22 protein-coding genes are annotated in these 23,472 nt (G+C 75.6%); 13 read left to right on the top strand and 9 right to left on the bottom strand.

All coding sequences use genetic code 11. The annotated features are described in order from the left end of the window. From FN207_RS12495 to gcvP, 8 genes are all read left to right on the top strand, one after another. Window positions 1-333, top strand: a complete 333-nt coding sequence (locus FN207_RS12495) for a small basic family protein (RefSeq protein WP_110006551.1) — start codon at window positions 1-3, stop codon at window positions 331-333. After that, window positions 330-1,217 (top strand): DUF881 domain-containing protein, encoded by an 888-nt coding sequence (locus tag FN207_RS12490; RefSeq protein WP_142458829.1) that lies wholly within the window; start codon window positions 330-332, stop codon window positions 1,215-1,217. Before FN207_RS12495 ends, FN207_RS12490 begins: the two co-directional genes overlap by 4 nt. Before the next feature lie 57 nt (window positions 1,218-1,274). Continuing rightward, window positions 1,275-1,679: a glycine cleavage system protein GcvH gene (gcvH, locus tag FN207_RS12485; RefSeq protein WP_142458828.1), complete on the top strand. Its 405-nt coding sequence runs from the start codon at window positions 1,275-1,277 to the stop codon at window positions 1,677-1,679. A 276-nt stretch (window positions 1,680-1,955) separates the two neighbouring features. Beyond that, complete coding sequence (gene odhI, locus FN207_RS12480; RefSeq protein WP_185938311.1) at window positions 1,956-2,474, top strand: oxoglutarate dehydrogenase inhibitor Odhl; 519 nt, start codon at window positions 1,956-1,958, stop codon at window positions 2,472-2,474. A gap of 17 nt (window positions 2,475-2,491) precedes the next feature. After that, window positions 2,492-3,256 carry a transcriptional regulator FtsR gene (gene ftsR / locus FN207_RS27305; protein WP_142458826.1) on the top strand — a complete coding sequence of 255 codons (765 nt, stop codon included), beginning with the start codon at window positions 2,492-2,494 and terminating at the stop codon, window positions 3,254-3,256. An 89-nt stretch (window positions 3,257-3,345) separates the two neighbouring features. Beyond that, complete coding sequence (locus FN207_RS12470) at window positions 3,346-3,831, top strand: bifunctional nuclease family protein (RefSeq protein ID WP_142458825.1); 486 nt, start codon at window positions 3,346-3,348, stop codon at window positions 3,829-3,831. A 246-nt stretch (window positions 3,832-4,077) separates the two neighbouring features. Then, complete coding sequence (locus tag FN207_RS12465) at window positions 4,078-4,653, top strand: MerR family transcriptional regulator (protein WP_142458824.1); 576 nt, start codon at window positions 4,078-4,080, stop codon at window positions 4,651-4,653. A gap of 227 nt (window positions 4,654-4,880) precedes the next feature. Further along, window positions 4,881-7,868 (top strand): aminomethyl-transferring glycine dehydrogenase, encoded by a 2,988-nt coding sequence (gene gcvP / locus FN207_RS12460; RefSeq protein WP_142458823.1) that lies wholly within the window; start codon window positions 4,881-4,883, stop codon window positions 7,866-7,868. Window positions 7,869-7,937: 69 nt separating this feature from the next. Here the strand turns inward: gcvP and FN207_RS12455 are convergent, their stop codons facing one another. Further along, on the bottom strand, window positions 7,938-8,576 hold the full coding sequence (locus tag FN207_RS12455) for a DUF5701 family protein (RefSeq protein WP_246066011.1): 639 nt from the start codon (window positions 8,574-8,576) through the stop codon (window positions 7,938-7,940). 113 nt (window positions 8,577-8,689) lie between these two features. Here FN207_RS12455 and FN207_RS12450 point away from each other — a divergent pair, with 113 nt between their 5' ends. Beyond that, window positions 8,690-9,574 carry a hypothetical protein gene (locus FN207_RS12450; RefSeq protein WP_142458822.1) on the top strand — a complete coding sequence of 295 codons (885 nt, stop codon included), beginning with the start codon at window positions 8,690-8,692 and terminating at the stop codon, window positions 9,572-9,574. Window positions 9,575-9,673: 99 nt separating this feature from the next. Here the strand turns inward: FN207_RS12450 and FN207_RS12445 are convergent, their stop codons facing one another. From FN207_RS12445 to coaA, 4 genes are all read right to left on the bottom strand, one after another. Next, window positions 9,674-9,877 (bottom strand): DUF5999 family protein, encoded by a 204-nt coding sequence (locus tag FN207_RS12445; protein WP_142458821.1) that lies wholly within the window; start codon window positions 9,875-9,877, stop codon window positions 9,674-9,676. A 186-nt stretch (window positions 9,878-10,063) separates the two neighbouring features. Further along, window positions 10,064-10,912, bottom strand: coding sequence for a mycofactocin-coupled SDR family oxidoreductase (locus FN207_RS12440; protein ID WP_142458820.1), 849 nt, complete (start codon window positions 10,910-10,912; stop codon window positions 10,064-10,066). Window positions 10,913-10,941: 29 nt separating this feature from the next. Then, a complete protein-coding gene (locus FN207_RS12435) occupies window positions 10,942-12,942 on the bottom strand; it encodes a CehA/McbA family metallohydrolase (protein WP_142458819.1) in 2,001 nt (666 codons plus the stop codon). A 98-nt stretch (window positions 12,943-13,040) separates the two neighbouring features. Continuing rightward, the gene (gene coaA / locus FN207_RS12430; protein ID WP_142458818.1) at window positions 13,041-14,003 is read right to left on the bottom strand and encodes a type I pantothenate kinase; all 963 of its coding nucleotides are present in this window, start codon (window positions 14,001-14,003) and stop codon (window positions 13,041-13,043) included. A 114-nt stretch (window positions 14,004-14,117) separates the two neighbouring features. Here coaA and FN207_RS12425 point away from each other — a divergent pair, with 114 nt between their 5' ends. Continuing rightward, complete coding sequence (locus FN207_RS12425; RefSeq protein WP_142458817.1) at window positions 14,118-14,912, top strand: GNAT family N-acetyltransferase; 795 nt, start codon at window positions 14,118-14,120, stop codon at window positions 14,910-14,912. A gap of 105 nt (window positions 14,913-15,017) precedes the next feature. Here FN207_RS12425 and FN207_RS12420 read toward each other — a convergent pair whose 3' ends face one another. Further along, window positions 15,018-15,563: a YbhB/YbcL family Raf kinase inhibitor-like protein gene (locus tag FN207_RS12420; RefSeq protein ID WP_142458816.1), complete on the bottom strand. Its 546-nt coding sequence runs from the start codon at window positions 15,561-15,563 to the stop codon at window positions 15,018-15,020. A gap of 160 nt (window positions 15,564-15,723) precedes the next feature. On the opposite strand from FN207_RS12420, the gene FN207_RS12415 reads away from it, so the two are divergent. Next, the gene (locus FN207_RS12415; RefSeq protein ID WP_142458815.1) at window positions 15,724-16,455 is read left to right on the top strand and encodes a beta-phosphoglucomutase family hydrolase; all 732 of its coding nucleotides are present in this window, start codon (window positions 15,724-15,726) and stop codon (window positions 16,453-16,455) included. After that, window positions 16,452-18,827: a glycoside hydrolase family 65 protein gene (locus tag FN207_RS12410; RefSeq protein ID WP_142458814.1), complete on the top strand. Its 2,376-nt coding sequence runs from the start codon at window positions 16,452-16,454 to the stop codon at window positions 18,825-18,827. Before FN207_RS12415 ends, FN207_RS12410 begins: the two co-directional genes overlap by 4 nt. Window positions 18,828-18,854: 27 nt before the next feature. Here FN207_RS12410 and FN207_RS12405 read toward each other — a convergent pair whose 3' ends face one another. Next, complete coding sequence (locus FN207_RS12405) at window positions 18,855-19,559, bottom strand: M50 family metallopeptidase (protein WP_142458813.1); 705 nt, start codon at window positions 19,557-19,559, stop codon at window positions 18,855-18,857. A 189-nt stretch (window positions 19,560-19,748) separates the two neighbouring features. On the opposite strand from FN207_RS12405, the gene FN207_RS12400 reads away from it, so the two are divergent. Then, the gene (locus FN207_RS12400) at window positions 19,749-20,351 is read left to right on the top strand and encodes an antibiotic biosynthesis monooxygenase (protein ID WP_221888164.1); all 603 of its coding nucleotides are present in this window, start codon (window positions 19,749-19,751) and stop codon (window positions 20,349-20,351) included. Between the two features lie 70 nt (window positions 20,352-20,421). On the opposite strand, the gene FN207_RS12395 is transcribed toward FN207_RS12400, so the two are convergent. Both FN207_RS12395 and FN207_RS12390 read right to left on the bottom strand, forming a co-directional pair. Then, a complete protein-coding gene (locus FN207_RS12395; protein WP_142458812.1) occupies window positions 20,422-22,371 on the bottom strand; it encodes an MFS transporter in 1,950 nt (649 codons plus the stop codon). Between the two features lie 298 nt (window positions 22,372-22,669). After that, on the bottom strand, window positions 22,670-23,470 hold the full coding sequence (locus FN207_RS12390; protein ID WP_221888163.1) for an ABC transporter permease: 801 nt from the start codon (window positions 23,468-23,470) through the stop codon (window positions 22,670-22,672). Window positions 23,471-23,472 lie beyond the last annotated feature (2 nt).

The following is a 23,472-nucleotide window of genomic DNA, read 5'->3' as shown; positions in this document are numbered from 1 at the left end:
GTGATCCCCGTCATCGGCCTGGCCGTGGGCATCGCCCTCGGCCTGTTCCTCGACCCCACCGTCCCGCTGTGGCTGCAGCCCTACCTGCCGATCGCCGTGGTGGCCGCCCTCGACGCGGTGTTCGGGGGTGCCCGCGCGCGCCTCGACGGGATCTTCGACGCCAAGGTGTTCGTCATCTCGTTCGTGTCGAACGTCGTCGTCGCCGCGCTGATCGTGTTCCTCGGCGACCAGCTCGGCGTCGGCGCGCAGCTGTCCACGGCGGTCGTCGTCGTCCTCGGCATCCGCATCTTCGGCAACGCCGCGGCCATCCGCCGGCACCTGTTCCGGGCATGAGCGACACCCCGCGTCCCGACGACGAGCCGCCGCGCCGGGACGACGAGCCGCCGCGCCGGGACGACGAGCCGCCGCGCCGGGACGACGAGCCGCCGCGCCGGGACGACGTGGCGCCGCCGGACCCGCCCGCCGAGGAGGTCGCCGAGGCGCCGCCGGAGGAGCCCGCTCCCGCGCCCGTCCCGGCGCCCGCCTCGCGGGGGCGTCAGGGGCTCGTGGCGGCCTCGCTGATCGCCGTCCTCACCGTCCTGCTCGGCTTCGCCATCGCCGTGCAGGTGCGCAGCACCGACACCGGCCAGGCGCTCGAGGGCGCCCGCGAGGAGGAGCTCGTCGCCATCCTCGACGACCTCGACCTCGAGGAGGAGCGGCTGCGCGCCCAGATCGCCGACCAGCGCGGCGCGCTGCGCGAGCTGTCCGACACCGACAGCCGCGCGGACGCCGCGCTCGAGGACGCCCGGGAGCGCGCCGACGCCCTGGCCATCCTCAACGGCACCGTCGCCGCCGAGGGCCCCGGCCTGGTGATGACCATCCGCGACCCCGACGGGCAGGTGCGGGTGGCCGACCTGCTCGACGCGATCCAGGAGCTGCGCGGCGCGGGCGCGGAGACGATGCAGATCGACGGCGTGCGCATCGGCGTCTCCACCGCCGTCACCGGCACCCCGGGCGACCTGCAGATCGACGGCCGGGCGGTGACGGCGCCCTACGAGGTCGTCGTCATCGGCTCCCCGCAGGACCTGCAGACGGCCATGAGCATCCCGGGCGGCGTGGTCGACCGGGTGGGACGCCAGGGCGGCAGCGTCGAGATCGAGCAGCGCGACCGCGTCGTGGTGGACGCGTTGCGGCCGCTCGACGAGCCTCAATACGCTCGGCCCGACTCCGGCGACTGACCGCCCGACGCGGCGCCGGCCCGAGACATCCCCCCGAGACCCTGGAGACGACGCCGCATGAGCACCCCGGACGACCGCCGCTACACCGACCAGCACGAGTGGGCGCTCGTGCAGGGGAGCGGGGGGTCGGGCACGGTCGTGCGGATCGGCATCACCGACCACGCGCAGGACGCGCTCGGCGACATCGTGTTCGTGCAGCTGCCGGCGGTCGGCGAGGAGGTCGGCCCCGGCAACGCGATCGGCGAGGTCGAGTCGACCAAGTCGGTGTCCGACGTCTACTCGCCGGTGGCCGGCACGGTCTCGGCGGTGAACGAGGCGCTCTCCGACGCCCCGGAGACCATCAACGCCGATCCCTACGGCGACGGCTGGCTGGTGGAGGTCACCGTGGCCGGCGACGGCGGGGACCCCACCGCCGACCTGCTCGACGCCGCCGCGTACGAGGCACTGGTCGACGCGTCCTGACCGCACCCCCCGGGCCGGTCGGGGACCCCGGGCCGATCACTATGCTCGCCTCGGGACCGGCGCCGACCGGCCCCCGAGCGGCCTCGTGGGACTGCTGTGACGCCACCCCGGCGTCCGGTTGACCCTCGGGACCACCGCTGGTTCCATGACCAACGGCCCGCCGTGCCCCGCACGGCGGCCGACCCGCGACGGCACCGTCCGGTTCCGTCGTCCGCCGGCCGCCCGCGGCAGACCCCCTCGCCCGCGGCGGTGCCCCCTGCACCGGAGGAGACAGACGTGCACTGCACTCGTTGTGGCCACGACAACCCCGAGGGCAGTCGCTTCTGCGCGCAGTGCGGCGCCGCCCTCTCCCAGGAGCGCGTGGGTGAGTCGACCAGCGTGATCCCCAAGGTCGGCGGCGAGGACACCGGTGACGTCCCCGAGGCGGCCGAGCCGTCCGCCGACGCCCACGCCGGCGCGGTCGAGTCCCTGCCCGCCGGGTCGGCCCTGCTCGTGGTGAAGCGCGGCCCCAACGCCGGCAGCCGCTTCCTGCTCGACCAGGACGTCACCACCGCCGGCCGGCACCCCGACAGCGACATCTTCCTCGACGACGTGACCGTCAGCCGCCGGCACGTCGAGTTCCACCGCGAGGGCGGCGGCTTCTCGGTGCACGACGTCGGCAGCCTCAACGGCACCTACGTCAACCGCGAGCCGGTCGACGTCGCGACCCTCGCCGGGGGTGACGAGGTGCAGATCGGCAAGTTCCGCCTCGTCTACCTCACCGGCCCGCGCACCGGCGAGCCCGCCACCCGCTGACCGGGGGCGCTGGTCCCTTGCCTGGTGCGCCCGCCGGCGCGTCCGGGGACGGCGCCGCCGACGCCCGCACCCCCCGACTGACCATCGGGGCGGTGCTGGCGGCGCTGCGCGGCGACTTCCCGGACGTGACCATCAGCAAGATCCGGTTCCTCGAGGGGGAGGGGCTGGTCGCTCCGCAGCGGACGCCGTCGGGGTACCGGAAGTTCTCCCGGGCCGACGTCGACCGGCTGCGGTACGTGCTCACCGCCCAGCGGGACCACTACCTGCCGCTGCGGGTCATCAAGGAGCACCTCGACGCCCTCGACCGGGGGCAGCCGGTGCCCGGCGGGCCGGCGGCCCCCACAGAGGCCCCCACAGAGGCCCCCACGGAGGCCCCCACGGAGGCCCCGGAGGACGTCCCGGCCGCCGTCGCGGGGCCCATGGAGGCCGGTGAGTTCGCCCGCGCGGCGGGGCTGACGCCGGCCCAGCTGGCCGACTGCGTCCAGTTCGGCGTGCTCGCCCCCGACGCCGACGGGCGGCACCCCGCCGCCGACCTGCCGATCGCCCAGGCGGCCGCCGGGCTGGCCCGCCACGGCATCGAGCCGCGGCACCTGCGGGTGTTCCGCAACGGCGCCGAGCGCGAGGCGGCGCTGGTGGAGTCCCTGCTGGCGCCGGTCCTGCGGTCGCGCTCGGAGGACGCCCGCACGCGGGCCGGGGAGCAGCTGGCCGAGCTCGCCGCGCTGTCGGCGCAACTGCACCGGGCGCTGCTGGAGGCACGCCTCCGGGACCTGTTGCGCCCGTGACTCCGGCGTACGGTGGACCCAGCCGCCGGACCGGTCGCCCGCCGCGCACCGGCGCCCACCCGTACCGCCGCAGCTGAGGGAGCAACACCGTGCAGGAACTCAGAGTCGTCGGGGTCCGGGTCGAACTGCCCGGCAACCAGCCGATCCTGCTGCTCAAGGAGACGCAGGGGGAGCGGTACCTGCCGATCTGGATCGGGGCGGTCGAGGCCGCGGCCATCGCCTTCGAGCAGCAGGGCGTGCGCCCGGCGCGGCCGATGACCCACGACCTGCTGCGCGAGGTCGTGCGCACCCTGGGGGCCACCCTCGAGGCGGTCAACATCACCGAGATGCGCGACGGCATCTACATCGCCGAGCTCGTGTTCGGCGACGACCGCGTCGTCAGCGCCCGGCCGTCGGACGCCGTCGCCCTGGCCGTGCGCACCGGCGCGCCGATCTACGGCGCGGAGGACCTGCTCGACGAGGTCGGGATCGAGATCCCCGACGAGCAGGAGGACGAGGTCGAGAAGTTCCGCGAGTTCCTCGACCAGATCTCGCCCGAGGACTTCGGCGCCGGCTCGGGCTCCGGCGGCGCCTGAACGCGCGGGACGCGTGTGACCACTCCCGTCCCGGTCGTCACACGCGTCCCGGATCGCTGGAGTCCGGCGCGGACCTGCCGATACCACCCTCTCGGGGTGGATGGGGCGACACGCCGCCCTCGTCAGTTGACCGCCCTGGGGGCCCGGCTTACGGTCGCGGACAACACCGGTGTGACCCGTGGGGAAGCGGGAGCACTCCGGGACGCTCCGCCGCGCCCGTGGCGGGACTCGAAGGAGGACGCTGACGTGAGCGACCAGAGCGAGGGCTCCCAGGGTCAGCTCTTCAGCGACGCCGCCGTGGGGGCGACGGACTTCGACGAGGTCGACAGCGACCTCGTCGGGTACCGCGGCCCTACGGCGTGTGCCGCCGCCGGGATCACCTACCGGCAGTTGGACTACTGGGCCCGTACCGGACTGGTGGCGCCGTCCGTGCGCAGTGCCACCGGCTCGGGGACACAGCGGCTGTACTCGTTCCGCGACATCCTCGTGCTCAAGGTGGTCAAGCGACTGCTGGACACCGGGGTGTCGCTGCAGAACATCCGCAAGGCCGTCGACCACCTGCGCAACCGGGGCATCAAGGACCTCGCCAACGTCACGCTGTTCAGTGACGGGGCGACGGTCTACGAGTGCACCTCGGCCGAGGAGGTCGTCGACCTGCTGGCCGGCGGCCAGGGGGTCTTCGGCATCGCGGTGTCCGGCGCGCTGCGCGAGCTGTCCGGCGAGCTGGCCGAGCTGCCCGCCGAGCGGCTCGACGGCGCGCCGCTGCACACCGCCGACGACGAGCTGGCGATGCGCCGACGGCGCCGCGCCCAGCCCGCCTGAGTTCGAGCTGATCCGTCCCGAGGGGGCGTCCCGCATCCGCGGGGCGCCCCCTCGGTGCGTGCGGGCCCACCGCCGGTGCCTCCTGGGGTCGTCCTCGCGCTCCTGGGGTCCTGCAGCACCCCAGGAGTACGTGGAAGACCCCAGCGGACGCCACAGACGCCGATCTCCGCTCCCGAGGCCGTCCCACCGTGCGGGATGGCCGCCGCGCCGCTGGTAGCGTCGCGGCAATGCCGGATGCTGCTGGCCCCCTCCCGTCACTGCGCTCGCTGAGCCCCGCGGGCTCCTTCGCCGGCCGGCACATCGGCCCGCGCGGCGACGAGGTCACCGCGATGCTCGAGGTCGTCGGGTACGACTCGCTGCAGTCACTGGTCGACGCGACCGTGCCCGAGGCGGTGCGCGACCGCGACGAGCTCTCGCTGCCCCCGGCCGCCGACGAGGCCACCGTGCTCGCCGAGCTGCGCGAGCGGGCCGCCGCCAACGAGGTGAGCGTCCCGATGATCGGGCTGGGCTACTCCGGCACGGTCACCCCGGCGGTCATCCAGCGCACCATCCTCGAGAACCCGGCCTGGTACACCGCCTACACGCCCTACCAGCCCGAGATCAGCCAGGGCCGGCTCGAGGCGCTGATCAACTTCCAGACGATGGTCGCCGACCTCACCGGCCTGCCGGTCGCCGGCGCGTCGATGCTCGACGAGGCCACCGCCGCCGCCGAGGCGATGACGCTGGTACGCCGCGCCGGCCGGGCCAAGCCCGACGCCGTCTTCGTCGTCGACGCCGACACGCTGCCGCAGACCCTCGCGGTGCTGCGGACCCGCGCCGAGCCGCTGGGCATCCGGCTGCACGTCACCGACCTGTCCGGCGGGTGGCCCACCGACCTGCCCGAGGCCGGCGCGTTCGGCGTCCTGGTGTCCTACCCGGGGGCAAGCGGTGCGGTGCGCGACCACCGGGCGCTGGCCGAGGCCGCACACGCCGCCGGGGCGTCGGTCGTCGTCGCCGCCGACGTCCTCGCCCTCACGCTGCTCGAGGCGCCCGGGGAGTGGGGCGCCGACGTCGCCTGCGGCAGCACCCAGCGCTTCGGCGTCCCCCTGGGCTACGGCGGGCCGCACGCCGGCTACCTGTCGGTGCGCGAGGGCCTGGCCCGGCAGCTGCCCGGCCGGCTGGTCGGGGTGTCGGTCGACGCCGACGGCGACGTCGCCTACCGGCTGGCGCTGCAGACCCGCGAGCAGCACATCCGCCGCGAGAAGGCGACCAGCAACATCTGCACCGCGCAGGTGCTGCTCGCCGTCATGGCCGGCGCCTACGCCGTCTACCACGGGCCCGAGGGCCTGGCCGCCATCGCCGCCCGCGTGCACCGCAGCGCCCTGGCGCTGGCCGGGTGGCTGCGCGCCGGCGGGGTCGACGTCGTCCACGGGTCGTTCTTCGACACGGTGCAGGCGCGGGTGCCCGGCCGGGCCGACGAGGTGGTCGCCGCCGCCGCGCAGCGGCGCATCGACCTGCGGCGGGTCGACGCCGACACCGTCGCGGCGGCCTGCGACGAGACGACGACGCCGGAGATCCTGCGGCAGGTGGCCGAGGCGTTCGGCGTGGCCGCCGACGAGGCCCTCCTCGACGACGACGGCCCCGACGCGCTGCCGGACGGGCTGCGCCGCCGCACGCCCTACCTGACCCACCCGGTCTTCTCCGCGCACCGCTCGGAGACGGCGATGATGCGCTACCTGCGCGCGCTGTCGGACAAGGACCTGGCACTGGACCGCACGATGATCCCGCTGGGCTCGTGCACGATGAAGCTCAACTCCGCCGTCGAGATGGCCGCGATCACCTGGCCGGAGTTCGCCGGGCTGCACCCCTTCGCTCCCGCCGACCGGGCCCGCGGCTACCGGCAGCTCATCGACGAGCTGTGCACCTGGCTGGCCGAGATCACCGGGTACGCGGCGGTGAGCGTGCAGCCCAACGCCGGCTCGCAGGGCGAGTTCGCCGGGCTGCTGGCCATCCGCGGGTACCACGCCTCCCGCGGCGAGACGCACCGCGACGTCTGCCTCATCCCGAGCTCGGCGCACGGCACCAACGCCGCCAGCGCGGTCATGGCCGGCATGCGGGTGGTCGTGGTGGCCTGCGACGAGGCCGGCAACGTCGACCTCGCCGACCTGCGCGCGAAGGTGGAGAAGCACGCCGACCGGCTGGCCGCGATCATGATCACCTACCCGTCGACGCACGGGGTGTTCGAGACCGACATCCGCGACATCTGCGCCGCGGTGCACGACGCCGGCGGGCAGGTCTACGTCGACGGCGCCAACCTCAACGCGATGGTCGGGCTGGCCCGCCCGGGGCGGTTCGGTTCCGACGTCAGCCACCTCAACCTGCACAAGACGTTCTGCATCCCGCACGGCGGCGGCGGCCCCGGCGTCGGCCCGATCGGCGTCCGCGAGCACCTGGTGCCCTTCCTGCCCGGCCACCCGCTGGTCGAGACCGGCGGGCAGGGGCCGGCGGTGTCGGGGGCGCCGTTCGGCTCGGCCGGCATCCTGCCGATCTCCTGGGCCTACCTGCGGCTGATGGGCCCCGACGGGCTCACCCGCGCCACCGAGCACGCGGTGCTGGGCGCCAACTACCTCGCCGCCCGGCTGCGCGAGCACTTCCCGGTGCTCTACACCGGCGCGGGCGGCCTGGTCGCCCACGAGTGCATCCTCGACCTCCGGCCGCTGACCAAGGCCACCGGCATCACCAACGACGACGTCGCCAAGCGGCTGGTCGACTTCGGCTTCCACGCCCCGACGATGAGCTTCCCGGTGGCCGGCACGCTGATGGTCGAGCCCACCGAGAGCGAGGACCGGGCCGAGCTCGACCGGTTCGTCGAGGCGATGGTCACCATCCGCGGCGAGATCGCGAAGGTGGCGAGCGGCGAGTACGACCGCGAGGACAACCCGCTGCGCAACGCCCCCCACACGCTGAAGATGCTGGCCGGCGAGTGGGAGCGGCCCTATCCGCGGTCGACGGCGGTCTTCCCGGTCTCCCGGCTGACCACCCGGGGCTACCTGTCGCCGGTGCGCCGCATCGACCAGGCCTTCGGCGACCGCAACCTGGTCTGCTCGTGCCCGCCGCCGGAGGCCTTCGCCGATCCGGAGCCCGCGCACGAGCCGCGGACGCACGTGCCCGACCGCGGCGAGGGCGCCCCCGACGACCTGGGCACCGCCGCGGACGTGGTCGGCGCCCCCGCGTAGCCGCCCGCGGGATCTGCACACCCGAGGTGTTCGGCGCCACGAGAGGCCCGGGTGTGCAGATCCCGCGCGTCAGGAGAGCGGCGTGCGGCCGGCGGCGGAGGCGATGCCCAGCCAGGTGTGCCGGTTGCCCGCCCAGCACCAGCCGACCTTCGCCGCGCCGCGTCGCTCGCGGCCGTCGCGGCCGGTGCCGTTGCTGATCCACAGCGCCGGCGTCCGCGCGTCCAGGGAGCCGTTGGCCCGCCGCAGCCGGGAGCCGACGGTCATCGTGCAGGCGTTGCGCTCGAGCAGGTCCGGGCACTGCAGCAGCCAGGTCAGGCCCTCGGTCACCGTCAGCGGCGTCCGCCCGGCCGCGCGGATCCGCGGCAGCGACTCGTCGGGCGTGCAGTTGCGGTACGCGTCGCCGCGGTCGGGGGCGGACAGGGCGTAGGCCGGCGCGGGCGGGACGGCGTCGGCGAGCGGCGCGAAGTCGTCGAGGTCGGTCATGTCCACGACCACGAACACCGGCCGGTCCCGCCAGGTCAGCAGGCCGGCGAGCGCCGAGGCCGGCAGCAGCGACGGCGCCAGGACCAGCAGGCCGTCGTCGGGTGCGCTGGCCGCGAGACCGCGCAGCTCGGCGGCGGAGAACCCCGCGCGCTCGTGGGCGCCGGCGGCGACGAGCCGCTCGGCCTGGGCGGCGGGGGACGGGAGGGTCAGCAGGGCGGTGGGCACGGGGCACCTCCGGCGACGGCGACGGCGGACCGCCGACCAACGCCCGGGGTCGTGGTCCGGTTCCGACCTCTGGCCCGTCGACGCCGTCACGGCCGGGGGAGGAGCATCGCCGCATGGCGCTGAGGAGAACGCGGGATCGGGTGCGGCAGGGCGCGTGCGCGGCGCTGCTGGCGAGCGGCGCGGTGCTGCTCGCCGCGTGCGGCGGCTCCGACGGGGGCGCGGACGACCAGGCGGCCGGGCCGGGCGCGGTCAGCCCCGCGGCCGCCACCGAGGAGGCCCCCGAGCCGACCCCGGCGCCCACCCCGACCGAGGACCCCGCTCCCGACGACGGCGCGGCCGCCGACCTGGCCGGCCGGCTGCTGCCCGCCGAGGCGTTCGGCCCCGACGCCGAGGTCGTCCGCCTCGACGGCGACCACGATCACGACGGCGACCACGACGGCTGGCACGACGGCTGGCACGGCGGCTGGGGCTGGGGCTGGGGCGGCTGGCACCACGACGGTGACGGGGATGGCGACGGCGACCACGACGCCTGGCTCGACGACGTCGCCGTGACGCCCTCCTCGTGCGCGGACTTCGTGGAGTCGCTGCCGATGCCGGCCGAGGACGCCGCCGACCCGGCGGTCGCCGCGCAGGCCGCGCACACCGATGCGGTGCACACCTACCAGGTCATCGCCGAGGCCCCCGAGCTCGAGGGGCTGGCGCTGCCGGTCGAGGAGCTCGTCGCCGCCTGCTCCTCGGTCACCGTGGACGGCCCGGGCGGGTGGGACGCCACCGTCGCGCTCACGCAGGTGCAGGTGCCGGCCGTCGGGGCCGACAGCGGCGCGGTGCAGGTGACGGTCTCGGGCGGGGGCATGGAGATGACCGCGCTGGTCGGCATCGCCGTCGAGGGCCCGCGCGCGGTGGTGCTGAGCCAGACCGCGGGGCCCGGCGACGCGGCGCCCGACGCCGCGGCCTTCGCCGGCCTGCTCGAGCAGGCGGGGGCCGCGGCCTTCGCCTGAGCCCCGGCACACCGCGGCGCCCGTCCCGGGGCAGGGGACGGGCGCCGTGCCGTGGCCTGCCCGCGGGGTCCCACCGCGAGTGGTGGGGGGCTCCTCGTCTCAGGCGGGGACGAGGCCGGGGGCGCGCCACTCGTGGTGGTCGGCGACGGCGCTGCCGTCGGGGAGCAGCTCGCCGTCGTCGTCGAAGAGGACGACGCCGTTGCACAGCAGGCTCCAGCCCTGCTCGGGGTGACTGCTCACGACGGCCGCGAGGTCACGCGCGTCGCTGGTGGAGTCGGGGCACGGGGTGGTGTGTACGCACATCAGGAGGACTCCCGATCGGGTCGGCGGGGAAGGCCGAGATGTCACTGGCGGTGAACGTCCGGTTACCGGACGTCTCCGAGTGTGCGCGCACGACTCCGCACCTGTCAGGTGACGAAACTCACCAGCTGACCCCTTCGGGTCGTCACACCTCGCCATATCCCTCCGCCGGGGAGGGCCGCGCCGGGCTCAGCGCACGAGCATGCCGGCGTCCACCGGCAGGGCCACCCCGGTGACGTAGCGCGCCTCGTCGGAGGCGAGGAAGGCCACCGCCGCGCTCACGTCCCCGGGGTCGACCAGCGTCACGTCGAGCAGGTTGGCGACGTCGTCGGGGTCCTTGCCGCCGCCGCCGCCGTCTCCGTCCTCGGTCAGGGGGCCGCCGAACAGCGCCTCGACGGCGGGGTTGAGCACCATCGGCGTGGCCACACCCGAGGGGTTCACGCAGTTGACCCGGATGCCGTGCGGCGCCAGCCAGGTGGCGAAGGTGCGCATCAGCCCGACGACGCCGTGCTTGCTCGCCACGTACCCGTCACCCCCGCCGCTGCCGTCGCCGCCGCGGCCGGTCAGGCCGAAGGCGGAGCTGGTGAGCACGACGGCGCCGCCGCGGCCCTGCTCGACCAGGACCGGCACGGCGGCGTGCACGGTGTTCCAGACGCCGACGAGGTTGACGTCGAGCTGGTCGCGGAAGGCCTGCCGGGGGTCGGCGGCCGGGTCCATGAGCCCGATGCCGGCGTTGGCGAGCACGACGTCGAGACCACCCAGGCGCGCGACGCCGTCGGCCACCGCGGCTCCCAGGGCGTCGGCGTCGCGGACGTCGGCCTGCGCGGGAACCACCCGGCGGCCCTCGGCCTCGACCAGGCGGGCGGTCTCGGCGAGGTCGGCCGGGGTGGCGAGCGGATAGGCGACGGTGCCGAGGGGCGCGCAGACGTCGACCGCCAGCACGTCGGCGCCCTCGCGGGCCAGCCGGACGGCGTGCGACCGGCCCTGGCCGCGGGCGGCCCCGGTGACGAACACGGTCCTGCCCTCGAACCTGCGCATGGAGGGGTGACCGGCACCGGCCGCGGGACTCACCGGTCGGCCACCTCCCGGTAGACCGCCCGGGCGCGTTCGACGACGTCGACCAGCGCGCCGAGCTGCGCCTCGCGGCGGGCCGGGTCGAAGCGGCCCTCGGCGGTTCCGAGCGCCTCCAGCGCGTCGAGGGCGGCCAGGCACCAGCGGGCCGACGCCGGCACCGCCACCCGCCGGCCGCCGACGTCGACGAACACCGGCCCGGTGTGCGCGAACACCGGCGCTCCGAGGGTGTGCTCGTCGTCCCCGCCGTAGGCCGCCGCGGCCAGCCAGGTGCCGGCCGCCACGGGCACCTGCGCCCGCAGCTCGGTCCCGGGAGTCTCGGCGAGCACCGCGCCGCCGGCCCCGTGCAGCACCAGCCGGTCCACCCCGCCGCCGGTGACGGTGGCGCGGACGGCGAGCCGGTCGCCGGGGGAGCGGTCGAGCACAGCGCCGGGCCCCGCGCCGTCGACGTCGAGGGTGAGCCAGGGGCCGTTGGTGACCACGGTGCGCCCGGCGGCCACCGCCGACCGGAACGCGGCGGCGGTGAGCGGCTCGTCGCCGAGGTGCGCGTAGACCCGGCCCCAGCCCGGCGGGTTGGACGCGACGCCGGGACCGTGGGCGAAGGAGAGGAAGACGTCGGTGCCGGCGACCGCGGCCGGCCGCAGCCCGCAGTCGAGCAGCCGGTGCCAGAGCACCACGGCGCCGCGGTCGTCGAAGCAGGACACCACCTCGACGGCGTCGACCAGGCCGAGCGCGGCGTCGGCGACCAGTTCGCGGGCCTCGACGGTGCGCGCCGGGGCGTAGAGCTGGGCGACGTCGGTGAGCGCGGAGTAGACGGGGTGGGCGTAGGTGGCCAGCCCGCCGCGGTCGCGCAGGGCCGCGCAGGCGGCGGCGTTGGGCGGCCAGTCCCAGGGCGCCGCGGTGCCTTCGTGGCCGGTGTGCAGGACCTCCGGCACGCCGGCCAGGCCCAGGGCGTGCACGTGGCCGAGCAGGTCGTTGCGGTGCTCCAGGCCGGCCACCCCGACCCGGTCGCCGGACCACAGCTCGGTGCCGGCGGTGGTCTCGAGCAGCTCGCGGTCGTAGACCAGCGCCCCGCCGAGGTTGCCGGCCACCAGCTGCACCAGGTGCAGGCCCTCGCCGGCCTGCATGCGGGCGGCGTCGGCGGGCTCGAGGACGGTGTCGCCGGAGTAGTTGAGGTGCACGTGCAGGTCCCCGCCGTACCAGCCGGCGGCCGCGGGGTCGAAGCGCCGCCGCGGCTCCCAGGTGACCTCGGCGGTCTCCCCGGGGCCGGGCTGCACCGTCAGCGTCGTGCGCCGGTACTCCAGCCCGCGGGCGACCACCACCTCCAGCGGGCCGGCGGGGACGTCGAACTCCGCCTCGCGGGCGTGCCAGTAGGGCCGGTGCGTGGCGTCCCACTTGGCGGGCAGGCCGGGCGGACCCCACCCGCCGCCGGTGGCGTCGGTGACCGACCAGCGGGCGCACACCGGCGCCGACACGCGCAGCCGGGCCGCCGGCACCTCGCGCACCGCTACGACGCCGGCCCGCGCCGCGCCGCAGGCGACGGGCACCTCGGGGGAGGCGGGGTCGACGTCGACCACCGCCAGCCCCGCCCCGCCGGCCGCCACGGGGACCGGGGTCCCGCCGACCGTCACCGTCCGGTCGTCCGGGGCGTCGGAGAGCACGACGACGTCGACCGGCAGGGACGCGCCCGCCGGGCCCGGCCGCGGCGGGCCGGTGCGCACGGCCAGGTCCCCGCCCGGGCCGAGGGTGACGACGGCGACCCCGGCGGGCGGGTCGCCGTCCCCGAGCGCGGCGCGGACGGCCGCGGGCCAGTCGCCGGTGGCGGCGACGGCGTCGAAGGCCGGGCCGAGCAGGGAGAAGCGGGCCCAGCGGAACAGGTCGGGCAGCGCCGCCTCGCCCCAGCCCCAGCCGTGCGCGTCGCGCATCCGGCGGTACCCGGCCATCGCCTCCAGCACTGGCGCCGGCAGCCCGAGCACCGCGTCCTCGCCACAGCACATGCCGGCGACCCTGGCACGGCCGTCCTGCCGCTGCGTCCGTTATCCCCAACTTAGCTGCCGATGCCGGCGCGGACGGGAAGACACGGTGAGGGGAGGGGTCAGAGCTTGCGCAGCAGCACCCGGCGCACCGAGTGGTCGGCCGACTTCTGCAGCACCAGGCGGGCGCGCGAGCGGGTCGGGGCGATGTTCTGCCGCAGGTTGGGCCCGTTGACCGCGGCCCAGATCGAGAGCGCGGTGGCCCGGGCGTCGTCGTCGCTGAGGTCGGCGTAGCGGTGGAAGTAGGCCGAGGTGTCGGCGAAGGCCGTGCGGCGCAGCGCGAGGAAGCGCTCGACGTACCACTGCTGGATGTCGCTCTCGGCGGCGTCGACGTAGACGGAGAAGTCGAAGAAGTCCGAGAGGAAGACCTCGGGCACGCGGCCGTCGTCGCGGCGGCCGGCCTGCAGCACGTTGAGCCCCTCGACGACGAGGACGTCGGGGCGGTCCACCACCTGCCGCTGCCCGCCGAGCACGTCGTAGGACTGGTGGGAGTACACCGGCGCGCGCACCTCGCCGCGGCCGGACTTCACGTCGGCGAGGAAGCGGATGAGCGCCCGCCGGTCGTAGCTCTCGGGGAAGCCCTTGCGGGCCATGAGCCCGCGGGCCTCGAGGACGGCGTTGGGCCACAGGAACCCGTCGGTGGTGACCAGGTCGACCCGCGGGGAGCCGGGGGCGGCGGCCAGCAGCGTCTGCAGCAGACGGGCGGTGGTGCTCTTGCCGACGGCGACGCTGCCGGCGACGGCGATGACGTAGGGCACCTTGGCGGTGGTGTCGCCGAGGAAGCGGTTCTGCGCGGCCCACAGCCGCTGGCTGGCGGTGACGTGCAGGTTGAGCAGCTCGGCCAGGGGCAGGTAGACGGTGGCGACCTCGTCGAGGTCGATGCGGTCGCCGAGGCTGCGCAGCGCGCGCAGGTCGGCCTCGTCCAGCGGCAGCGTGCGCACGGCGGCCAGCGCCCGCCACGCGTCGCGGTCGAAGGCCGCGTAGGGCGAGATGGAGGGGCGGGTCCCGGCCGTCACGGTGTCCATCGTGCCGCCCGGGCCCGCACGGCCACGTCGCCGGGGTCACCCGCGGGGGTGGGGCGCCGCCGCGGACCGGGCTTCCCCGGCGCTCCCGCGCCCGGGCGCGTCTAGGGTGCCGGTGTGCCGACCCGCCCCGGGCTGCTCGACCGCGTCGAGCAGTACGCCGTCGCCGCGTCGCTGCCCGACGCGCCGCCGGTCACCGCCGGCACCCTGGCCGTCCCCATCGGGCCGCCCGCCTGGCCGTTCCCCGCCCGGCCGCTGCCCGGCACCCGCACGGTCCCCGCCGACGACGTCCGGGCCGCGGTGGCGCTGCAGGAGGAGGCGGAGCTGCCGGCCGCCGTGGAGTGGGTGGTCGACCGGACGCCGACCCTCGCCGCCGCCGCCCGCGCGGCCGGGCTGGTGGTCACCGAGTTCCCGCTGCTGGTCGCCGACGAGCCGGTCGAGCTGCTGCTCCCGCACGGCGTGCGGCTGTACCTCGTCGGCGGCGACGACCCGGCGCTGCCGCACTACCAGCACCTGCTGGAGAGCGGGTTCGCCCCGCACGCGGAGGACGACACCGACGACCCCGGCCCGCCCGACGAGGCGCGCACCGCCGTCCTGCGCGAGCGGGTCGCCAGCGGCCGCACGGTGGTGATGGTCGCCGTCGAGGACGGCACGCCGGTCGCCGTCGGCGCGCACCAGCCGGTCGACGTCGACGGCACCGAGATCAGCGAGGTCGTCGGGGTGGCCAGCTCGCCGCGCCGGCGCGGCCGGGGGGTCGGCGCCGCGCTGGCCTCGGCGCTGGTCGCCCAGGCCCGCGAGACCGCCGACCTGGTCTTCCTCACCGCCGGGGACGACGACGTCGCACGGGTCTACGAGCGGGTCGGCTTCGCCTGGCTGGGCTCGACCGGGGTCGCCGCCCGCCCGGCGGGCTGAGCCCGGCGTCGGGCACCGGGGCGGCGGGGCACCCGGGGCGTCATGGTCCCCGGGTACCCCGTGCCGGCCCCGCCTCCCGCCGCGGGGAGGACGGAGCGGCTCCGTTCAGTCCTGGACGTACACCGGCACGAGGACGGCCCGGGCCAGCGTGTGGCCGAAGAGGTTGAAGCCGTGGAAGGCGGGGCTGGCGTCGGCGGGCACGCCCATGTCCTCGACGTCGAGGGCGTGCACCACCGTGAAGTACCGGTGCGGGCCGTGCCCGGCCGGCGGAGCGGCCCCGACGTAACCGGCGAAGCCGGCGTCGTTGCGCAGCTGCCGCGCGCCGGCGGGCAGGGCGGCGCCGTCCTGCGACCCGGCGCCCGACGGCAGCTCGATGACGTCGCCGGGGATGCCGGTGACCACCCAGTGCCAGAACCCGGACACCGTGGGGGCGTCGGGGTCGAACACGGTGACGGCGAAGCCCCTCGTGCCCTCGGGGAAGCCCGACCAGGACAGCTGGGGAGAGCGGTCGTCGCCGCCGGCGCCCATGACACCGCTGACGTGCGGCATCGGCAGCACCTCGCCGTCGCGGACGTCGGTGCTGGTCACCGTGAACGACGGGACGGGCGGCAGGAAGTCGTACGGGCTCGGCGGGACAGGCCGGTCGGCCATGGCGGTCCTCTCCTCGGATCGGCGGGGCGGCCGCTGCCGCCCGGGCCGACCCTAGGCAGCCGGCCTGCGCCGCGCGCCCCGGCGGCGGGGAGGAGCCCCGGGCGGGGGTCTCCGGCTCTCGGGAGGTGGCCGCGCGCCGCGCGCCGTAGCGTGGGGGATCGTGCTCGGACTCCCCGACGGCATCCGCGTCTGCCTCTTCGACATGGACGGCGTGCTCACCCGCACCGCCACCGTGCACATGGCGGCGTGGAAACGGACCTTCGACGAGTTCCTCCGCGCCCGGGACCCGCAGGCGCCGGAGTTCACCCAGCTCGACTACAACCGCTTCGTCGACGGCAAGCCGCGCGCCGACGGCGTCCGCGACTTCCTCGCCAGCCGCGGCATCAGGCTGCCCGAGGGCACGCCCGACGACCCGCCGGGCGCGCAGACGGTGCACGGCGTCGGCCGCCGCAAGAACGAGCTGCTGCTCACCGAGCTCGAGGAGAACGGCGTCGAGGTCTACCCCGGGTCGATGAGCTACCTGCGCGCGGCCAAGGAGGCCGGGCTGGGCACCGCGGTGGTCACCGCCTCGGCCAACGGCGAGCAGGTCATCACCGCCGGCGGCTTCGCCGACCTCATCGACGCCCGCGTCGACGGCGTGGTGACCGCCCGCGAGGGCCTGCGCGGCAAGCCCGCCCCCGACACCTTCCTCGCCGGCGCCCGCGCGCTGGGCGTGGAGCCCTCGGCCGCGGCGGTGTTCGAGGACGCCCTCGCCGGCGTCGCGGCCGGCCGGGCGGGGGACTTCGGGTTCGTCGTCGGCGTGGACCGGGTGGGGCAGGCCGACGCGCTCAAGGAGAACGGGGCCGACGTCGTCGTCACCGACCTCGACCAGCTGCTGGAGGCGGGTCGGTGACGGAGGGGCGCGCCACCTTCCCGGTCGAGCCGTGGGCGCTGACCGAGATCGGCCTGGACCACCACTCGCTCGGGGTGCACGAGTCGGTGTTCGCCCTCGCCAACGGCCACGTGGGCATGCGCGGGTCGTTCGAGGAGGGCGAGCCGATCGTCGTCCCCGGCACCTACCTCAACGGCTTCTTCGAGGAGCGGCCGCTGCCCTACGCCGAGGCCGGCTACGGCTTCCCCGAGCAGGGGCAGACGGTCGTCAACGTCACCGACGGCAAGCTGATCCGGCTGCTGGTCGGCGACACCCCGCTGGACCTCGACTACGGCGAGGTGATCGAGCACCGCCGCACCCTCGACCTGCGCCGGGGCGTGCTGCGCCGGGTCACCGAGTGGCGCTCGCCCAACGGCCGCACCGTGCGGGTGACCAGCACCCGGCTGGTGTCGCTGCGCCGGCGGTCGATCGCCGCCATCGAGTACCAGGTCGAGTGCACCGACGACCGCGGTGACCTCTACATCGCGCTGCAGTCGGACCTGCTGGCCAACGAGCCGGTCGACAGCGGCAGCGAGGGCGACGATCCCCGCGCCGCGGCGGCGCTGCGCCGGCCGCTGGTCAGCGAGCTCGCCGTCGGCCGCGGCCACCGCGCCGTCCTGGTGCACCGGACCAAGCGCAGCCACCTGCGCATGGCCGCCGGGATGGAGCACGTCATCGACGTCCCCGACCAGGTCACCGAGGACATGGAGGCCGGCGAGGACCTCGCCCGCTACACGCTGGCCGCGCGGCTGCCCGGCAGGGGCTCGGGCGTGAAGCTGGTCAAGTACCTGGCCTACGGCTGGTCGTCGCGGCGGTCGGCGGCGGCGCTGCGCGACCAGGTGGAGGGGGCGCTGGCCACGGCCAAGCTGGCCGGCTTCGCCCGGCTGGCCGAGGAGCAGCGGTCCGTCCTCGACGAGTTCTGGGCGCGGGCCGACGTCGAGATCGAGGGCGACGACGAGCTGCAGCAGGCCGTGCGGGTCGGCGTCTTCCACGTGCTGCAGGCCGGCCTGCGCGCCGAGCGGCAGCCGATCCCGGCCAAGGGGCTCACCGGCCCCGGCTACGACGGGCACACCTTCTGGGACACCGAGACCTACGTGCTGCCCGTGCTCACCTACATCGCGCCGGAGGCCGCCCGCGACGCGCTGCGGTGGCGGCACTCGACGCTGGACCTCGCCCGCTCCCGGGCGCGCGAGCTCGGCCTGCACGGCGCGGCCTTCCCGTGGCGGACCATCCGGGGCGAGGAGACGTCGGGGTACTGGCCGGCGGGGACGGCGGCCTTCCACATCAACGCCGACATCGCCGACGCCGTCGTCCGCTACCTGCACGCCACCGAGGACGAGGAGTTCGACCGCGACTTCGGCACGGAGCTGCTCGTCGAGACCGCCCGGCTGTGGGCCTCGCTCGGCCACTTCGACGAGGAGCACGGCTTCCGCATCGACGGCGTCACCGGGCCCGACGAGTACACGGCCGTGGTGGACAACAACGTCTACACGAACCTGATGGCGCAGCGGAACCTGCGCGAGGCGGCCGCCGCGGTCGAGCGGCAGCCCGACGTCGCCGGCCGGCTGCAGGTCACCGAGGACGAGGCCGCGACCTGGCAGCGGGCCGCCCGCCTCATGGCCGTGCCCTACGACACGCGGCTGGGCGTGCACATGCAGTCCGACGCGTTCACCCACCACGAGGAGTGGGACTTCGCGAACACGCCGCGGGAGTGCTACCCGCTGCTGCTGCACTTCCCGTACTTCGACATCTACCGCAAGCAGGTGGTCAAGCAGGCCGACCTGGTCATGGCGCTGCACCTGCGCGGGGACGCGTTCACCTTCGAGGAGAAGGTCGCCGACTTCGCCTACTACGAGGCCCGCACGGTGCGCGACTCGTCGCTGTCGGCGGCCCAGCAGGCGGTGGTGGCCGCCGAGACCGGGCACCTGGAGCTGGCCTACGACTACTGGGCCGAGGCCACGCTCACCGACCTGCAGAACCTGCACGGCAACTCCGGCCACGGCCTGCACATCGCCTCGATGGCCGGCGGCTGGACGGTCGCCGTCGCGGGGTTCGGCGGCATGCGCGACCACGACGGGCACCTGCTGTTCGCGCCGCGGCTGCCCGAGCGCATCAGCCGGCTGCGCTTCCGGCTAGCCTACCAGGGCCGCGCCCTGCAGGTGACGGTCACCAAGGAGCAGGCCACCTACCGGCTGCTCGACGGCGAGGCGCTCGACGTGCACCACCACGGCCGCCGGCTGACCGTCGACCACGACGACCTGGTGGTCGACATCCCCCCGGCGCCCGACACCGGCAAGGTCACCCAGCCGCACGGGGCCGAGCCGCGCCGGCGCAGCCGCTACGGGGCGGAGTGACGCTCAGGGTGACGCTCCGGGTCGTCCTCAGGGCACCAGCAGCCACCTGACCGCGAGCGCCAGCGCGGCGACGTCGACCAGCAGGAACACGCCCACCCACAGCAGCGCGGGCACCCGGGTGAGGCGGGCCAGCTGGTCGGCGTCGGAGTCCGGGGCCGCCCGCCGCCGGCGCGCCGCCTGCAGCTCCAGCACGGTGCGCGGCGCGGCCAGCAGCAGGAACCAGGTCACGGCCGCGGCGACGGCGGCCTGGCCGGCCGGCGGCAGCCACGCGGTGACGGCGGCCAGGCCCGCGGCGGTGACCAGCACCGCCCACAGCCCGTAGAGGTTGCGGATCTGCACCAGCAGGAGCGCGAGCAGGGCCAGCAGCGCCCACAGCACCCCGACGGCGTGCCCGGCCGCGAGCAGCGCCGCCGCGCCCAGGCCGAACAGGGCCGGGCCCACGTAGCCCGCCGCGCAGGTGAGCACCATGCCGATCCCGCTGGGGCGGCCCCGCGAGACGGTGAGCCCGGAGGTGTCCGAGTGCAGCCGGATCCCGGCCAGGCTCCGGCCGGTGGCCAGCGCGGCGAGCCCGTGGGCGCCCTCGTGGGCGATGGTCACCACCGTCCGCGCCGGCCGCCACAGCGCGGGGGTGGCGACGACGAGCAGCGCCACGGCGGCGGCCGCGGCCAGGACCTCGAGGGGAAGCGGGGCCGCGGCGCTCACGCGGGTCCAGAGGCGGTCGACGGCGTCCATCGCGGCGAGTCAACCGCACCGGCCTGGGAGCTCCCCGGAGGCGCGTCCGCCTGCCGTGTCGTCCGTTATCCCCAACTCCTGGACACAGGAGACGGTGGTCACGTCAGCGAGGGGGAGGAGCAGCGAGAGCGGGGGAGATCACGCTCCTCCGACCTGCGCCGGGGGCCGCGGCTCGCCCATCCTGGAACGGTGACGTCGCTCCCGGTCGCCGCCCGGCACCTGCCGGTCACCGTCTCCTTCACCCGCCGCGCCGATCCCGCGCACACGCGCGAGATGACCGCCTGGATCCGGGCCGGTCTGACGATGGCCGAGTCCTTCCCGGGCTTCCTCGGCGCCGGCTGGGTGCGCTCGCACGACGGCTCCGACGAGTGGCACATGCTGTGCCGCTTCGCCGACCAGGAGGCGCTCGAGGCGTGGGAGGCGTCGACGGAGCGGGCCTGGTGGCTGCGCTCGGCCGAGGGACTGGCCGAGGTCACCCGCACCGAGCGGCGCACCGGCATCGAGGGCTGGTTCGACTCCCCGGTGAGCACCGAGGTGGTCACCCCCGCGGCCCCGCCGGCTCCGCCGCGGTGGAAGCAGGCGACGACGATCTGGCTGGTGTTCTACCCGCTCAACCTGCTGGCCACGGTGACCCTGGGCGCGGCGCTCGCCGACGTGCCCGTGGCCCTGCGGGTGCTGGTCGTGACCCTGACGCTCACCCCGCTGATGACGTACCTGCTGCTGCCGTGGATCACCCGCCGGCTCTCGTGGTGGCTGCACGGCCGGCCGTGGCGGGAGCGGCGCGCCCGCTGACCGGTTCCCGGACGGGGCACGGGGCCGGGGAGCGCTCGCTCCCCGGCCCCGTGTCGTCGGTCGGTGGTGCTCAGGCGTGGGCGTGCTCGCCGGCGGGCTCGGTCGTCCGCTCCAGCGCGGCGAGCTCCCGGGCCACCCTCTCCTCGTGCTCCCGTTCGTCCTGGCGGGCGCGGCGCGGGCTCCACCGGCCGGCCATCACGAAGACGAACGGCAGGAAGAGCACCTGCCCGGCGACGCAGACCCACCACCAGCGCTGCCACTGGCCGGGGTTGCCCTCGGCGGCCTGGGCCACCTCGGCGCCGTTGGCGGACAGGAAGGCCAGGTCCTCGGCCGGGATCGCCGCGTTGGCCTCCTCGAGCACCGCCCCGTAGCGCTGCACGAGCGCGAGGTCGGCCTGCACCGCCGGGTCGCCGAGGCTGACCAGCAGCTGGGTGGCGGTGCCGGCGTCGACGCCGAGGGCCTGCGCGATCTGCCCGACGGCGGCGGCACCGGCCGCGGCGTCGGCGGGGTCGGCCTGCAGCGCCGCCAGGGTGGCCGGGTCGACCGCCTGCGCGGCGGCCAGCTGCGGCGCCCGGGTGCGCACCGCGTCGGACACCGCGGCCGCCTCGTCGGCACCGGCGCCCTGCTGGGCGGCCACCGAGCCCAGGGCGGTGGCCAGGGCGTCGACGTCGGCCGGGTCCTCGGCGAGCGCCGCCGAGGTGGCCGGGTCGATCGCCGAGAGGACGGCGACCTCCTCCGGGTGCGCCTCGACGATCTCGGTGACCCGCGAGCCCTGGTCGACCAGCACCGAGGTCGCCGGGACGACCAGGGTGAAGACCGCCAGCGAGACCGTCACGACGAGCCGCAGCAGCCAGCCCCAGATGGCCAGGCCGGTGGCCGTGGCCGCGGGGTTGTGCCGCTCGACGGTCTCGGTGAAGGAGGCCATCCACGCCACGTAGGCCATGCCGCCGCCGGCCGCGGAGAGGATGAAGTACACCGCGAGGGTGTAGTAGCCGGTCTCCGGCCGCGTCGCCGACAGGGTGAACAGCACCGAGCCCACCAGGCCGATGAGCGTGCCGGCGATCATGAACGGCTTGCGCACCCGGAACCGGTCGGTGAGGACGCCGGTGACCACCAGGGCGATCGCGTTGGTCACCCAGTACCAGTTGGCCAGGGCGTTGGCGCGCTGCTCGGAGTAGCCGAACACGGTGGCGAAGTAGACGACGGCGAAGCCGACGAGGATGTAGTAGAGCAGCAGGAAGATGCTGATGGCGAAGGCCGACCCGACGACGTCGAAGCGCAGCATCTGCCGCCAGTGGCCCTGCAGCGCCTGCTCGGTGTCCAGACCGCGGGCGCGGGCCTCGACCAGCGCGCGGTCGCGCATGCTGACCATGAGCTGGTCGCGCAGGGCGGGGGAGAGCTCGCGCAGCCCGACCAGCGCGATCACGAACACGACCAGGCCGGCGATGCCGCAGACGTAGAACTGCCAGCGCCAGTCGGGGTGGTCGTCGAGGGTGTTGCTCGACACCGTCGTCACCACGAGGCTGCCGAGCACCGGGCCGAGGGTCCAGAAGCCCATGGCGACGCCGCGGCCGACCTGCGGCGAGAAGTCGCGGATCAGCGCCGGTGTGGCCACCAGCACGACGCCCTCGACGAAGCTCAGGACGGCGAACAGCACGGTGAAGACCGTCTTGTTCGGCGCCTGCGGCAGGCCCACCAGGAGGATCAGGCCGGTGATGAGCAGCCCGCCGACCACCAGGTTGGCCCGGCCCCAGCGGTCGGCCAGGCCGGCGAAGAGCGAGGCGAAGGCGCCGACCAGGTTGCCGATCACGGAGACGAACACGTAGCCGGTGAAGGTGTAGCCGAGCTCGGCGATGATCTGCGTCGCGACGGCGCCGCCCACGTAGAGCTCGTAGTAGAGGACCACCGTCGCGAGCACGGTGATGCCGAGGTACAGCGACCGGGGGCCGGTCTCGGGGTAGCGGTGCAGCGTGCGGTCCCAGAGCCGGCGGAGGCCCCCGCTGTCGGGGGGTGCCGGCATCTCGTTCGGACGTACAGCGGTTGCGGCCACGGTGGTCCCTTCCCGGCGCAGCGCCGAGCACGGGTGGGAGGGCGGCCCGGCCTCACGACCGGTCCACCGGTGTGGCGCGGACCACACCGGCGCGCAACGTAGCGACGCATTGTTGCAGCGGTCAACGGCACCGGCTCGTTCCGACGCCGGACCGTGACCATTCCTCCCTCGCCCGTTATCCCCAACTAACCATCGCCATTTGAGAAAGACAGAACAACAGCCTCGAGAAGGCACCCACCATGACGCGGGTGCCCCTCGGGGCGGCGGGTCAGGTGCGGCCGCGCCGCCGGTACGCCCAACCCGCCGCGGTGACCGCGACGGCGAGGATGCCGCCGCACCAGAGGACCGCGAGCCACCCGGAGGACCCGATCGGGGTGCCGGTCAGCAGGCCGCGGACCGTCTCGATGACGGGGGTGATCGGCTGGTGCTCGGCCACCGCGCGCAGCGCCGTCGGGAGGGTCTCCGGCGGGACGAACGCGCTGCTCAGGTAGGGCAGGAAGAGCATGAGGAAGCTCAGCGCGCTGGCCGACTCGACGCCGGAGGCGAGGACGCCGAGCAGGGCGGCCAGCCACGACAGCGCGAGGACGTAGAGCAGGAGCACGCCCGCGGTGGCCAGCCACTCGAGCGGGCCGGCGTCGGGCCGGAAGCCCATGAGCAGGGCGGCGCCGACGACCACCGCCGTCGACAGGGCGTTGCGGGCGACGCTGGCCACGACGTGGCCGGTGAGGACGGCCGAGCTGCGCACCGGCAGGGAGCGCAGCCGGTCGACCATGCCGCTGGTGGTGTCGGCAGCGACGACCATCGCGGTGGAGGCGGCGCCGTAGCCGGCGCAGAGCAGCACGATGCCGGGGACGACGTAGTCGACGTACTCGGCCCGGCCGCTGATGGCCCCGCCGAAGACGTAGACGAACAGCGCCATGAGCAGCACGGGCAGCACGATCGACATGACCAGGGTGTCGGCGTCGCGGCTGGTCAGCCGGAGGCTGCGCGCGCTCATGGTGAGCCGGTCGGAGAGGGCGGCGCGGGCTCCGGTGTGCCGGACGGCCGGAGCGGCGAGGGCGGTGGTCACGG

It is taken from the genome of Geodermatophilus aquaeductus (assembly GCF_900182545.1).
GTDB lineage: Bacteria > Actinomycetota > Actinomycetes > Mycobacteriales > Geodermatophilaceae > Geodermatophilus > Geodermatophilus aquaeductus.
This window is presented reverse-complemented; position numbering and strand designations above follow the sequence as displayed.